The 14,996-nt window shown below is 49.4% G+C and carries 8 protein-coding genes; 2 read left to right on the forward strand and 6 right to left on the reverse strand.

Features of this window, described 5'->3' with window-relative positions; all coding sequences use genetic code 11:
• Window positions 1–31 precede the first annotated feature (31 nt).
• The 6 genes from P771_RS0115130 to P771_RS0115165 all read right to left on the reverse strand — a co-directional run bounded on the left by P771_RS0115130 (window position 32) and on the right by P771_RS0115165 (window position 9,466).
• Window positions 32–1,615 carry a CobW family GTP-binding protein gene (locus P771_RS0115130; RefSeq protein WP_028575792.1) on the reverse strand — a complete coding sequence of 528 codons (1,584 nt, stop codon included), beginning with the start codon at window positions 1,613–1,615 and terminating at the stop codon, window positions 32–34.
• Window positions 1,616–1,925: 310 nt separating this feature from the next.
• Window positions 1,926–3,095, reverse strand: a complete 1,170-nt coding sequence (locus P771_RS0115135) for a twin-arginine translocation signal domain-containing protein (protein WP_028575793.1) — start codon at window positions 3,093–3,095, stop codon at window positions 1,926–1,928.
• 15 nt (window positions 3,096–3,110) lie between these two features.
• Window positions 3,111–4,511 (reverse strand): hypothetical protein, encoded by a 1,401-nt coding sequence (locus P771_RS0115140; protein ID WP_028575794.1) that lies wholly within the window; start codon window positions 4,509–4,511, stop codon window positions 3,111–3,113.
• A 105-nt stretch (window positions 4,512–4,616) separates the two neighbouring features.
• A complete protein-coding gene (locus P771_RS0115145) occupies window positions 4,617–5,378 on the reverse strand; it encodes a FadR/GntR family transcriptional regulator (protein ID WP_084301988.1) in 762 nt (253 codons plus the stop codon).
• A 436-nt stretch (window positions 5,379–5,814) separates the two neighbouring features.
• On the reverse strand, window positions 5,815–7,131 hold the full coding sequence (locus tag P771_RS18560; RefSeq protein WP_028575797.1) for a PAS domain-containing protein: 1,317 nt from the start codon (window positions 7,129–7,131) through the stop codon (window positions 5,815–5,817).
• Between the two features lie 298 nt (window positions 7,132–7,429).
• Window positions 7,430–9,466 carry a methyl-accepting chemotaxis protein gene (locus tag P771_RS0115165; RefSeq protein ID WP_028575798.1) on the reverse strand — a complete coding sequence of 679 codons (2,037 nt, stop codon included), beginning with the start codon at window positions 9,464–9,466 and terminating at the stop codon, window positions 7,430–7,432.
• A gap of 540 nt (window positions 9,467–10,006) precedes the next feature.
• Here P771_RS0115165 and P771_RS18565 point away from each other — a divergent pair.
• Window positions 10,007–12,757, forward strand: a complete 2,751-nt coding sequence (locus P771_RS18565) for a hybrid sensor histidine kinase/response regulator (RefSeq protein ID WP_161635995.1) — start codon at window positions 10,007–10,009, stop codon at window positions 12,755–12,757.
• 185 nt (window positions 12,758–12,942) lie between these two features.
• Complete coding sequence (locus P771_RS0115190) at window positions 12,943–14,982, forward strand: AsmA family protein (RefSeq protein ID WP_084301992.1); 2,040 nt, start codon at window positions 12,943–12,945, stop codon at window positions 14,980–14,982.
• The last annotated feature ends 14 nt before the right edge of the window (window positions 14,983–14,996 follow it).

Here is a 14,996-nt window from a genome sequence, read left to right on the forward strand (position 1 = left end):
TCCGGTTGCCATGAGTGCTGTGCCTTGTAATTCAAGCCAGGGTCTCGATTTTATCAACCTCGAAACCAATGAAGACAAGAAACCTCTTTTGTGTTTTTGGAAAGGGCAAGGGTTCGACCTTGATTTGTGTTCCGGTTTTTTGGACCAGGTGAGGTCCCTGGGGGCTCTCCAGGTCGACTATTCCCTTGACTCTAAAGGCCAGTTGGGCCGTACTGGTGAGGATGTCCATAATTTTTTTTCTGCTCAAAGCCTGGTCAAGTTCGAAGGTTTTGCTTTTAAAGCCTTCCTTCTGATGGTCCAGACCTGTAGCTTTCCCGAATACTGGCAGCATAATGTTTGAACTTTTGGAGATGTCTTTTTGGCTGGCCTGCTCTCTCGGGGCTATTTTGTTGATTTTTTTTAATATTTCTCTCCATGGTGCATGCCCTTTGACGGTTAGAATAACTTCCGCATTGGCATTTATTCGGTTTATTTGACCTTTGATGTCAGCCAGTTGATGGTGATCCACCAGTTCTGATTTGTTGACTATTATGATGTCCGCTGCCCGGATTTGCATTAAAGGAAGACGGCTGGAACCGGTCACTGCACAGAAGTTCAGCCCGTCCACAACGGCAACGACTGGGGCAGATTTGACCAGGTCGGCTATATCGGAAAAGTTACAGATGATGTTTTCTGGATTGGCCAGTCCGCTAGTTTCCAGGATGATCAAATTTGGAGCATGCTCAGAAATAATCTTTTTCAATCCCCGCCTGAGCTGCCCGGTCAGGGTGCAACAGATGCATCCTTCGTCCATCTCTTCGACAACGCATTCACCCTTGATCAGTTTTCCATCAAGTCCCTCCTGACCAATTTCATTCTGGATAACCGCCACCAGACGATTCTTCTGTTGTTCCAGCTCCAGCAGGCCTTTGATCAGTGTGGTTTTGCCAGCCCCCAGAAATCCACTGAAGATAATGAAGTCAGTCTGGCCCTGCTCTTTCTCTGAACTTACTGTGGATCCGGTCAAATTGAGGTTCCAGGGTTGATTCTGAAAATTTGCCGGTATGTAGAAGCAGCTCTTATCTTCAGATGAGCCGGTCTTCTTGTGGCCGTAATTAAGCTTTATAGACAATTGACGTATTTGATCCGACCGAACAGGCTTTATTCCTTTACGATTCATTTCCATGTAGAAACCAGGCTCGTTGGATAGTCTGGTCATTGCAGGGCTTATTCCCAGAGCATTACTTACGGTTGCGGCCAGGGATTTGAACAGGCGGAAGCTTAACCTCCAGGAAGGGACATTACTTTCATTGCCGTTCGGAGGGACAAGCCATCCACCGGGTACGGCCACGCCGTCAACTGATCGGACCTGCCTGCGGGTGAGGGAAGAAAGGGTGATTTCCAGGCAAGACAGGGAATCCTCTACTTTAACGGCTAGCTCCCCGATGTAAAATAGAAAAAGATTATCCTTGAACAGGGGGAACCGGCCGATTTTTTTTTGGTAAGCAGTATCCTTGACCAGGGCCAGGATGCCTAAGGGGAATAATTCCAGAAGGTTATCCTCATCGTTTGGAAAGTAATACAGGGAAAAGGTACCTTCATGGGATTTATGTCTTGGGTTTTCATGGTCAAACATTATGCCGAATACGCCCTGGTAACCTTTTATCCTGGCAGTCCAACAGTATCCATGGCTTGAGGTGTGACGAATGCCCTGCCATTGAGCCTCAGCACATCGAGATCTGGTCAAATGGTATTGTCGGATCAAAGTTTCAAGCAAACCTGGCAGATGTGGTCTGTTACCGGTAAATAGCGGGTAGTTGTCTAACATTGTTTTGTCAGACCCGGCCAGCCTATGGCTGACCGGGTTTTTGTTTAGTCTTTATTGTAATTATTAAGTCATCGCATTGAAAAAACACCCTGCAGGAGGGTGGATGTTTTGGGCTTAATTACGCCTTGAATTCAATGACATCACCGTTGCCGAGATAGGCTGGGTCTACTGATCCGTGTCTGGCTGAACCTTCCACAACGTTATAGCCCATATCCAGAAATTTCCTGGCAGTAACTATTCCAGTGCAATGGTTGCAACCGATTTTCTCAAACCCCCAGTCTTCCATGGCAATTACCAGGTCATCGTATTTGGGATCCCAGTCTTCAAACGGAGATATGTGCAGTCCGCCGTAAATTCCGTGAAGCTGGTCGTTTTCATATTTCAGTTCGCGGTATGCGGTATCAGCAAACTGAATGATTCCCTGATGGCAGCAGCCGGTTACTGAAACAAGTCCCAGGTCCTTGACATTAAAGTACAGGGACTGTTCTCCGAAAACACGGCAGATGATGGGGACACCAAAGGAGTAAAGGGCCATGCCCGGTTGAACTCGGTGCAGCCCAGCGGGAATGGTCTTGAGTTCCCCTTTGTGTCCGCTGTCTTTAATGTACTGGAGGCCCTCAGGATAAAATCCAGCAGGAATATAAGTGGTTATCCCAGGATCATACTTGTAGGTTACAGGCAGGCCCCAGAAGTGGTCAAAGTGTTCATGGGAAATGAACAGGGCTTGAATCTCTCCTGCCTCCAGCATTTGGTCTACTCCTTCACGCTTAAAGCAGTCGTCCATCCATTTGAATGACCAGCCCGAATCGAGGAGATATTTAGTGATGGATCCGTCCATGCCTTCCACTTCTATCAAGGCGGCAAAACCACCGGCATTTTCCGGGTGGATGGAATTTTTCTCTGCTATGGACCAGGCTTTATCCAGGTCGTGGGGTAAGAGGTGCTTTATCTTTTCAATGCCCTTTTGGTAGGACCCTCTGGCTAAGGGACCCCCATCTCCAAAAGGCGGCCAATTGAAGAGATATTGGTTAACCAGCAGTCCCCCTGCTCCGTGGATGTCTCCCATGAGCTTGGCATTGTCGAACCAGCTCGTTTCAGAGATGTTGGTAATTTTAACCCTCCTGCAGGTCCCGATATCGGTCATGCTCCTCTGAATTTCGGGCAGGTGGTTTTTCCGCCAGGGCGAGTACGAATAAACACCCATGGTTGCAAATAGTCCTCCCAGGGCTCCTACTGAGGCACCCTTGATAAAGTCCCTGCGATTAAGGGATTTTTTTTGATTACTCATGAGGTTACTCCCTGTTTATTTAATTACTGTAAAAGACATTAAGGGCAAGGCCCAGATGATAACGAAGTATAAGGCAACACCGATGACTGCCCCAGTTGCCAGGCCGGGAACCATTCTGGGCGACCAGCGGTGTTCGGCTTCGATTCTTGCTTTTTCTGCGGCAATCTCTTCAGCAGTTTTCATTTCAAGCTTCCAACCCGGCCAGTTGTCCATGAACCAGTGGTTGACCAGCCAGATATTTATCAGCCAGATGGTCGGAATCATCGGGAACTGCTGAGGATGGGAAAAGCCTTTCTGGGTTCCCAGGAACAGGTGTGAGGTTTTATAATACAGGACGTAAATTGCTATTCCGGCCACGATGACTATGCCAGTCCTGATCAATATGTTAACAGGAACTGAATATTTTTTGGGCCAGTTGTCGCAGTACATGAATAAAAACAGGGCTGGCAGCAGAAAAAAGATTGCCAGTTCACCCACGTGGAGCCAGCGCCAGTCTGGTGAAGCATCTCGGCGGGTTCCTCGGATTGCCTCTCCCCAGACCAGTTCTATGGCAAAATGAAAAAAGAAGAACATGGCCCATGCCACCAGGATGATTCCAAAAAAAGTCGCCAGTCTCCTGGCCCAATCATGTTTGATCATGGAAAAGGGATATCGTTCCCATATGGTTTCCACCAGCCAGACTGATACGGTGCAGCACATGATCCAGGCCACATGGAAATTGCCTGATACAGTATTGGCGAACTGCTCCCAGTAAGGGGGGGCAATGGAGGCGAAGTACTGCCAGGGATAATATAGGATACCCATGTGGGGATGCATGGTTATGAAGTAGATTATGGTACTCAGAAAAAAAGTGACCATGAGGATGCTGAATCCTCTGGCCGGCTGGGGGAGCTTTTTCCAGGGCGCTTCTTCCATAGCCACCACCCAGGCCGGGCTGAGCCAGGAAGCAATGGCTGCAAACATGAGGCAGGCCAGGGCAGCGTATTCGATAGAAAAGAACTCAGTCAACCCAAGCTCCATCAATCTGTTTGGGTTGAAGTAAGCCATGGCCATGTTGCCCAGAATACCTTCAAAAAAGCCCTTGATCAAAAGGAGCATTGTTCCCACGGAAAGCAGGGTCAAAATTAAACCCTTTTGAAGAGGGTGTGCTTTTTCAACCCATGATCGCCTAAACGGCCAGAAATCAAAAATGTATGCCACCCAGATCAAGATGATCAAAAACCATCTGGTGTACATGTAGCCGACATAAGGCGTGTAAAGCCTCATGAGTCCTCTCGGGTCCTGGAATATCCACCACGTTGCATAAAAGATCACCAGAGTGAACAGGAGGGTCACCAGAGCCGGCATCGGTCCGGACCATCTTTTCACCAGTTTGCGGCTTTCCAGGTAGCTTGCCTTAGGTTCAGTTTGGTTCATGTCAGTAACTCCTGAAATTTAAGTGAGTAAATGTTATCAACAAAATACTATGCATGGATGTACAATCTTTACATTTCACCCCTCCTTTTTTCCCGGAACGGGGATTTACAGTTTTATGTTTTTGTCCTTGATGGCTTGTTGAAGGTGGTCAGCTAAGCTGACTTGTTTATACCGATTCAGGACCAGACTCATCCTGAGTATCCTGACCTGCATAAGATCAAATGCTTCACGGGGAGCCCTGTTTTTCAAGGCGTTGAGGACATTTATGCAATCGGAAAATATCATTTCCCTCTTGTCCAAAGGCAGAGTGAAGAAGACATCTTTCAGAAAACTTTCCTCTGGACACACATTTCGGGAAGCATTGATCAGTGCTCTGTTTCCAGAGCATTCAGCAATGATTTGCGAGAAGTTGGACAGTTCAGCTCCCAGGTTGTTTTCATCAGTGGCAAGAATGGCCCTGCTCATTCTGATGGCACAGTCCTTTACTTTTTGGAGCATATTTCTGTCGATCCGTTTTGCAGCAAGAAGAGCCAGCGAAGGCAGAATTATGTAGCACGCTTCAAGAGTTTCAGACCAGAACGAGGTATCTTGGAGGCTTATCTGGTCCTGGTTGCAGCTGGAAAACGACTTGGATACCAGGTAGGCTCCGCTTCCTTTCCTGATTTCAATGATTCCTTTTGCCTGGAGAGATCTGAGGGCAGACCGGACAGTATTTCTGCTGACACTGAAAGCTGAACTCAGGTTTCGTTCAGCCGGAAGTCTTTGACCTACCCGAAACTTGTCGCTGGAAAGCATCTTCCAGAGTCCATCCAGGACACTGACCTCCGCTCCTTTTTTGGATGTTGTTAATTTTTTTTGCTGTCCCATTCACTCCCCCGAATGCATTTTGTAAATTGGTTGATCCAATTTTTCGCCAAATTAACACTATGGCTTTTAATAGGCAAGAAGAAAAAGATAAAATGAAAAAATTCATATTTATGGCCATAATTGGTGGGTCCAATTTTCGTAAATGCTGTGAAGGGGGTGTGGTGTTTTTAATGGGGAAAGAGGGGTATTCTTTAAGGCAGGAAATTCATCAGCAGCCTGGCGGCTAGAGATGTCATAGCACCAAAAAAAATAGGGCTTAGAAACTAAACAGGGAAATTTTGTGTCTTTCTTAAGTCCTCTTGATCCGCCCAGGACTGATCCAGGCAGTTATTGCAAGCTTGTTCGGGAGATTGTCATGTACCATGACGGCACGTGACAGCGACAGAAATAGATCTGTTTTGACGGCAGTAAGGAGGTGTAAAAAAGAATGAGGCAGTTATTTGTTTCTGCGGACCATTCTGCGCCAAGCTTCTATACTTTTTTTGAAGGGGCGAAAAAGAGCGGAATAATTTTCAAGATGGTCAGGAGAAAAGTTTTGGGGCTTGCAGGAACAAAGAATCATCACTGACCTTAACGTCCCTCGGATATAGAAAGGTTTGGCAAAGTAGGAACGGATTCCCTTGGGGATGAACAGGGCCCAGTCAATGGCCTTAATACTGTCCATGGTTTCGTCTACAATAAGGTAATCCAGCTTGAAAAATTCAATTTGCTGGGCGATTGTTCCCTGGTAAGAAAACATCTCTCCCGGTTCCATGGACAGAAAAGGTTCTCCTGCACCGTAGACAAAGACTTTGTTTTTTTTTGAATGGATGTCAGAGAAAAGGATCCCATCAAAACTACATTTTGGGGGCTGGTACTCGACAAAAGTTTCAAGGATTTCATTAAGCTTATTTTTCCCGTTCAATCTTTTGAACAGGTTGCTTTCAAACTCTGCCAGGATTTTCTTTTTTGATTCGCCGGTACTTGAAAAAGGCACTTCAGTTGGCTTTTCTATCTCAGTTAAGACAATTCGCAAAATCCCTTTTCCTCTAAGAGACAGAAAGTGGAAATTCGTGAGGGCGTTGAGAGGAGTTTGTCCCTTTCTCTTAAAGCTAAGCCGACCGGCCCATTTTCGCTCAAAGAGTATATCTTCCAGCAATTTTTGAAAGCTTCCAGTCAATTCTCTGGGATGGATCTGGCTGAAGGACAGATTTTTGTATTCAGCCGTGGTGTATCCGAAAAGGTTTCTAGCCGGGGTGTTGATCTCAAGTATCCTTTGGCTGTCGTAGTCCACCAGCATGGCGGGATGACGCGTTTTGTCAATGGACACCAGCCGCTCCACGTCGTTTTCGAGCATGGACCTGGCAGCATCCACTGCCATGGTCACATCCTGAAAAAGACCGTAGTAGTAAAGCGGATCCTCAGGTGTTACCCATCCGGACAGTTTGAGCCAGCTAATCTTATCATTAACCTTGATTCTGAACAGGACAAAGGCCTGGATCCCTGACTTCATTTTCTCGGCAAAAAAATCCACTTTATGCAGATCTTCTTCAAGGATCAGACGGTCCCGGAAGGACTTGTTTTTCAAAAAAAGTCTGGTGTTTTCATCCAGGCCCTTAATGCAGAAATCGTTGAAGAATTCAATCCGCCATTTTGCAATCTCTGTTCTCCAGAGAAGGGCCGGAAAAGTCTGCACAAAGCCTGGCAGACATTGGTTAAGGCTGTTGTTTTTTGCACTGAAAGGTGAGTTTTCTAAGCTGTCTGTGAAGTTCATTATGATTTGGTGCTGGTATGTTTAATAAACAGAAGGCTCTTTATGTTCCTTTCCGGAACTGGTCAAGGCATTAAAAGCCTGAGTCCGGCCATGGTGAAAAAATGAAAAAGATTTTTATGGTCCGGAAGTCTCTGGTCAGTTTAATCAATTGCCAATCAGGTTTCAACCTGATGTTAACCTTTTTTGATGCATGATTGATCTATTTTCAAGGACTGCGCTTCAGTAATAAAGCCGGGCGATCAACCATAGGGGTTGATCGCCCGGCTTTTTACGACATGCTTGTTTTCTGATCTGAAGGCTACCTGGTGTTCTTGAGCTCCTGGATGAGGTTCTGCAGTTCACCGGCCTGCTGGGCCAGTTCGCTGATGGCCTTGGACGACTGCTCCATGACATCAGCGGTTTCAGCTGCAATGCGGTTAATATCCTCAATGCTTCTGTTAACCTCTTCACTGGCAGATGACTGTTCTTCTGTGGCTGTGGCAATGGACCGGACCTGGTCAGCCACTTCCTCGGCCAGATCAACGATACCCTGCAGGGCCTGGCCTGACCGGTTGGCCAGTTCCGTGGCCTGCTCCACAGCAGCTACAGCCTTGTCCATTCCCTGAATATTGGTCTTTGCCCCGTCCTGGATGGAGGTGATGGCCTGTCCCACTTCCTTGGTGGCGTTCATGGTCTTTTCAGCCAGTTTTCTGACTTCATCGGCCACCACTGCGAAACCCCGTCCGGCATCCCCGGCCCGGGCCGCTTCAATGGCTGCGTTTAAGGCCAGGAGGTTGGTCTGATCAGCAATATCGTCAATGACGTTCATGATGCTGGTGATTTCCTCAGCCTGAACTCCAAGATTGTCAAGGCTTTGCTTGACTGATTCAGATGTCTCCTGGACCTGGCGGATGGCCTGGATGGAGTCGGACACGATTCTGGCACCTTCCTGGGCGTCCTGTCTGGCCTTGTCTGCACCTCCGGCAGCGCTGGAGGCGTTTTTGGCCACTTCCAGGACAGTGGCGTTCATCTCTTCCATGGCTGTGGCTGTCTCAGTTGTTCTGTTTTTCTGCTCTTCAGCCCCCCGGCTGGACTGCTCCACCTGGGCGGAGAGTTCTTCAGAAGCAGAGCTGACCCGGCTGACAATACCTTCCAGCTGGGAAGCGGCCTGGAGCATGCCGTCGCGTTTGGCGGTTTCAGCTTTTTCCTTGGCCAGATTGGCCTCATCCGTGGCCAGCCTGGCCCTTTCTGACTCCTGTTTGGCCAGGTTTGTCTGCTCCTCAGCTTCCTGCATCTTGGTTACCAGTTTTCCAACCATGGTCCTGATGGCGTCAGCCAGGATACCGATTTCATCGCGCTGTTTGATGCCTGAGTCAGAATCAAGGTCTCCTTTGGAAATGGCAACTGAAGACTCCATGAGCTGTCTGACCGGGACTGTTACCGATCTAGCCAGGACCATGGCCAGAGCCACTCCTATGCCCAGGAACAGCAGAGAGAACAAAATAAAATTGATACGCATGGCCCTGACCTCGGCAAAAATTTCATCGGACCGGGCGCCTACTGCAAAGGACCAGCCAGTATCCTGAACCGGGGCAAAACCGAACATATAGTCATTGTTGTTGAACCGGTACTGATCAAACCCGGTTCCATTCCGGATCATCCGCTGCAGTACCCGGCTGACACCGGAGAATTCAGGGTTGTTCCGGGCTTCTTCAATGAAATTTCTCTGGTCATTAACAAAGTCCCGGTTGGGGTGAGCTATTACTGTGCCTCGCTGATTAACAATATAGGAATATCCCTGTCCGCCGTAGCTGATCTCATCAGTGATCCTGCTCAAAAACCCTCCGTCCACCCTGGCGATGAGTACGCCGACAGTCCTGTTGCCTGACTTGATGGGAGAGGCCAGCATGATTACAGGCTCATTAGTAACCCGGCTGATGATGACATCAGACATGTTGGTCCGGCCTTGAAAGGCTCTTTGCACGTAATTTCTGTCACCCAGGGAGGCAGTTGAACCGTCGCTGTAACGGGCCTCACCATCTGGAGTGACCACGCCAATGCCCAGATAATCCAGCCGCTCGAGCTCTTCGGTCAGAACAGGCAGTTGCTGATTCCAGTCCATGCTCCGGATGCTTTCTCTGAAAGCCACGCTTTCAATGGCCATAAGGTGAAAGTCCAGGGTGGACCTGATCAGCTTGGCAGAGTCTTCAGCCATGGTGGGCAAGGCTTCATGGATATTCTTTTCAAGGGCTGATGAAGCTGAATAGTAGCCGATAAAGCCCATGCCTCCACAGGCCAGGATCAAAAGGATGCAGATCCCCCCCAGTAGTTTAATGCTGATTTTTAAATTTTTCATAAGTAAGAGCCTCCTGGTGATTTGGCGCCGCAGGCGCATGACTGGTACTAAAAAATGTATTCGGACTTTTTTATAAAAACTGAAGAGTTCTGAGGACTGTTTGTCCTTCATGAGTGTCGGGAAGGGGTCAGGCTGCGCAGGTCGAGTGTTTTGTAGTGCAGGATTAATGAGTTGATGCAGCGGTTTCCTTTGCTGGATTATTTTTAAGTGGTTGTCAAGAAAAAGACTGAATTTGATTATAATGAAGGTTTTGGGGCTGCCAGGCTCAGATGCAGCTCCGACAACTCAGGCTAGAACTTGTCACGTGCCCGGTGTTTGGCCGGTTGGCAGGAAAGCACTTTTGCCCCGGAAGGTTGCCATTGCGGTCGGACTGTCTCCTGCCCAATCCATTTCCAGGTTGATGTTTTTGCAAAAATCTGCAACTGATTAGTAAAATAAGATCAAACTGTTTTGCGTTTTGGCCGGAGAATCCAGATTATCTGTGTGTAAATGTTTGTGGAGATACCGGGTCAGGAATATTCAATATCAGTGGAGTGTTTTATGTCTGATGAGCTGGCTTCCCAAAAAAACAGCAGTTGCCTGCACCTGGATGCCTTTAAAGACTATCAGGAGTTCTTCATGAACGCGCCTTTGGGAATATTCACCTCCACACCAGACGGACGCTTTTTGTCCGCCAACCCGGCCATGGCCCGGATGTGCGGGTATGACAGTCCTGAGCGGCTGATCAGTTCGGTTACAGACATAGGATCGCAACTTTATCATGACCCGGGGGAAAGGGAAAAGATCCTGGAGGTCCTCAGTTCCCATGGAGAACTGGTTAATTATGAGTGCCGCTTGGTCCGTCAGGATGGTTCCATGTTCTGGGCTTCCATAAATGTCCGGGCAGTAGGGGGAGATGACGGGCGCATAACCCGATTTAATGGTTTTATAAGTGACGTCACAGACCAGAGAAGGGCTGAAGAGAGCTTAATGAAAAGCCAGGAGCGATTTGCTCTGGCCATGGAGGTGACCAGGGACGGCATCTGGGACTGGGATCTGCAGACAGACCAGGTCTATTACAGTCCGGGTTATGCCGGAATGCTGGGGTATGCCAGTGATGAAATCGAGCCTCATTTTAGCACCTGGTTGAGACTTGTCCATCCGGAAGACCGGGATGCTTCCCTTCAGGCCAACAAGGCCTGCATAGAAAACCGTCAGAGTGAATTCCAGGTCAGGTTTCGAATGCAGGCCAGAAACGGTGAGTGGCGCTGGATACTGGGTAGAGGAAAGGCGGTGGAACGGGACGAATCCGGCCGGGCCACCCGACTGGTGGGCACACACACTGATATTACCGACCAAATGCGGATTGAAGAAGCCCTGCGCAAAAGTGAAAGCCTGTTCAGAAAGGTATTTGAGATTCTGCCGGTGGGATTGTGGATTGCGGATAAAAACGGCAAACTTGTCCAGGGCAATCCTGCTGGAACAAAAATCTGGGGGGCAAGTCCCAAAGTCGGGCCTGACCAATACGTTATCTTCAAAGCCGTAAAACTGCCCTCAGGAGAAGAGGTAACTCCAGAAAACTGGGCTCTGGCCCATACTGTAAAACACAGGAAAACCATTACTGACGAACTCCTGGAGATTGAAGCTTTTGACAATGAAAAACGGGTGATTCTCAACTCAACAGTGCCTGTCCTGACAGAAGATGGTGAGCTTGAAGGGGCCATAATCATAAATCAGGACATCACTGCTTCTTATATGGCAGAACAGGCCCTGCGCGAAAGCGAGGAACGTTTTTCCAAAGCATTCATGTCCAGCCCTGCTCCTCAGATTATCTCTGAAATCAGGACTGGCCGGGTTATTGATGTTAATGACCGGTGGGTGGAAATGCTGGAATATTCCAGGGAAGAACAGATCGGCCGAACTTCCAAGGAAGTCGGGATCTGGGCTGATCCAGCTGACCGGGACAGGATAATCAGGAATCTGGACCATCAGGATTTTTTGAAAGAAGAACCCATAGAGTTCAGGACCAAGTCGGGGAAAAGCATTTATGCGCTTTGGTCGGCTGAAGCCATAACCCTGGGTGGAAAAAGGGTCATGCTCTCCATGATCTATGATGAAACCCAGCGCAAAATGGCCGAGCAGGAAAAGGAAAACCTCAGGAATCAGCTTTTTCAATCCCAGAAGATTGAATCCATGGGTATTCTGGCCGGCGGGGTCGCCCATGACTTCAACAACCTTCTCCAGGCCATGGGTGGTAATATCCAGTTTCTGATGATGGGAAAGTTCAGAGATCACCCGGACCTGGTCCGCCTGAAGGCGGTGCAGAGATCCATTGACAGGGCTGCCCAGCTGGTCCGCCACCTTCTGGTGTTCAGCCGCAAGGCCGAACCCAAGAGGGAGATCATGGATCTGAATAATGAGATCAGGGAGTCGGTCAAGGTCCTGCAAAGAACAATACCCAGGATGATCAGGATTGATCTTGATCTGGCAGATGATCTTTGGCTGATTAATGCTGATCCGGTTCAAATCGAGCAGGTCATGTTCAACCTGGGTCTTAATGCTGCTGATGCCATGCCTGAAGGAGGGCAGCTGCTTATTGAGACCCGCAACCAGGTCCTGGATGCCCGGTTTGTCCAGGCTCATTTCAAAGTTCAGCCGGGCCGGTATGTGCAAATTAATGTCACGGATACTGGCAGTGGAATGGATAAACATACCCTAGAACATATTTTTGATCCATTTTTTACTACCAAGGAAGTGGGCAAGGGAACCGGGCTTGGCCTGGCTTCTGTTTACGGAATCGTCAAAGGCCATAAAGGCTATGTTTTCTGCTACAGTGAGCCGGGCAGAGGAACAAGCTTCAAGATCTACCTCCCGGCAGAGACCCAAGCCAAGGAAGTTAGAGTTGATGCAGATGAGCCGGGCCCGGTTCAGGGTGGAAAAGAGACTATCCTTGTTGTCGACGATGAAAAGGATATCAGAAGTCTGACTGCTGAAGCTCTGCTTGGTTCAGGATACCGGGTGATTACAGCCGAAGGTGGAGAAGAGGCTTTGCAGATCTACTCGGACCGGAAACAGAATATTGACCTGGTTATTCTTGATCTGAACATGCCCGGCATGGGCGGACATCAATGTCTGGAGCAAATCCTCAGTCTTGACCCCAAAGCCAGGGTTCTGGTGGCCAGCGGTTACTCAGCTGCTGGCCAGGGGAGCGGTATCCTGGAATCCGGTGCTGCAGGATACATCGGCAAACCCTACCAGTTCAGAAGGATCCTGGAAAAGATAAGGGAAATCCTGGATGCTGGAAGCCAATGAGCGCAGCATTGCCCGGGCCTGATTGCCGGGACCAGGGCCAGGCAGCTTACCGGACTGATCCTGAGCCGATGACCTGATGTCCTGCAGCTTTCCCTCTGCCCTGATGCTGCCTCTTTTCCAGGGGAATTGTTTTTTGCATTCACCTCTTGCCAGAGCATAGGCTCTTTAAGTCATTGGAGAAAAGAATGCCCTGGAAAATGATTATGATCGTCCTGGGAGTAGTTCTAATCCTGTTTTTGGGTCTGATCTACCATATTGTTTCCGGCTATGACTATAACTCCCTCAAGCCCAGGCTTGTTCAGGAGGTGCAGGAAAGAACCGGACGGGAACTGATTATCCACGGGGATATTTCCTTTGCTCCCGGGCTCAGCCCGATTTTGCAGGTGGAGGATGTCTCCCTATCCAATGCCGGGTGGAGCCAGGAGCCGTTCATGGTTCAGGTCAGGAGGTTTGAGCTGCAGGTCTCGCTGTGGTCGCTGCTGCGTCGGGAAGTCAATGTCCGCAGACTTATCCTGGATCAGCCCCATTTTATCCTGGAAACCGATTCTCAGGGCAGGTCCAACCTGGATTTGACTCCGGTTGAAGCTGATGCCAGCAAGGATGGTTCAATACCTGAGACAGGACAGGACCTGGTCTTTCCCGGAATAACCACCACTCATGTCCTGTTCCGGGACGCCCGGCTGGAGATCCGGAATCATGGTCTGGATTCCAGGTGGATTTTTCAGGTGGACCAGTTTGAAACCAGATCCTCCTCCCGGGATTTCCAGGATATTTACCTGGAGATGAGTATCAATGGACTGCCTGTGAAAGCCAGGGGAACATGCGGCTCATTGACGGCCATCCTTGACCCGGAAGTTTCCTGGATGGCTGACTTGAAGGTCATGGCGGCGGAGACAGAGTTTGTGGTCCAGGGCAGGCTCCAGGATGTTCTTGAACTTACCGGTGTTGAACTTGAGATCATGGCCCAGGCCCGGGACATCTCTCACCTAAGTGGGTTTTTTGAGGCTGTTTCATTTTTGTCCGGTCCTTTTTCTTTGACAGCCAGCCTGGTTTCCAGCCAGAAAAATGTGCTTGATGTATCCGGATTAGATGTATCCCTGGGGCAAAGCCATATGCAGGGCCGGTTCGCAGTTGATTTGAACACTGATCGGCCTTCTGTGCAGGCTGTGTTTCACTCCCGGACCCTGGACATGAGTCCTTTTATGACTCACAGGCAAGGAGCTGCCGGTCAATCCGGTCAGAAGCTTTTTTCTCCAGCTCCTCTGCCTGTGGATATCCTGAAAAAGATTGACTTGGACCTGGACTTGAGGGTTGAAGAGCTTGTCCTGCCTAGTCTGGTTCTTGCCGATTTTGAGATGATTGCCAGTCTTGATAATGGATCGCTGAACATCAGTGAGGCAAAGGCAGTCTCAGGACCCGGCATAATGACCGCAGGATTCACTTTTAACGCTGGTTCTCAGCTGCCCGACATACATCTGAATGCCAGGCTGTCGGGTTGGGATTTGGCCTCCACTTTTGAGGCTCTGGACCACGACTTTTTCCAGGAAGCCCTGGTGGATGCGGACATTGATCTGTACGGCCATGGACGTTCTGTTGCGGAAATCATGGCCGGGTTGAATGGCCGGGTCCAGGCCGGACTTGGACCTTCAGTATTGAAGAACAGTTCCATTGAAGGGCTTGGGGCGGACTTGCGGGCCAACCTGTTCAGGCTTTTCAATCCGGCTGAGGACAGGGGGTCTGTGACTGTCATTAACTGCGGGGTGCTTCTTATCGAGTCCCGCCAGGGGCTGGCAGAAGTTGAAGCCCTTATTCTGGATACCGCCCGGATGACGGTCAGGGGAAGGGGAAGCATTGATCTCAGGGATGAAACCCTGGACATAGGTCTGCAGCCCAGGCCAAAGGAAGGTCTTGATACCGGACTGTTTGGAAAGTGGAGCCTCAGTCTGAGCGAACTGGCCCGTGCACTTCGGGTATCTGGAACACTTGCCCAGCCAAGGCTGGCCGTTGATCCTGGCAGGAGCCTGGTAACTTTTGGCCGGGGAGTGGCCGGAACTGTTCTTCTGGGACCCATAGGGGCGGCAGCATCTCTTTTGGGGAGCACCGACGCTGGAGAGGCCTGCATTCAGATCCTGGAAAGACAGTCCCCTGAACCAGAAACAGACCGTGAGGGTATCGGTGGGACCCTGGACTCCATGGGTGAAAGCCTGAGAAGGTTTTTCAGGTGAGCCTGGTTCAGGCG

The organism is Desulfonatronovibrio hydrogenovorans DSM 9292, assembly GCF_000686525.1.
In the GTDB taxonomy this organism is placed as follows: domain Bacteria; phylum Desulfobacterota; class Desulfovibrionia; order Desulfovibrionales; family Desulfonatronovibrionaceae; genus Desulfonatronovibrio; species Desulfonatronovibrio hydrogenovorans.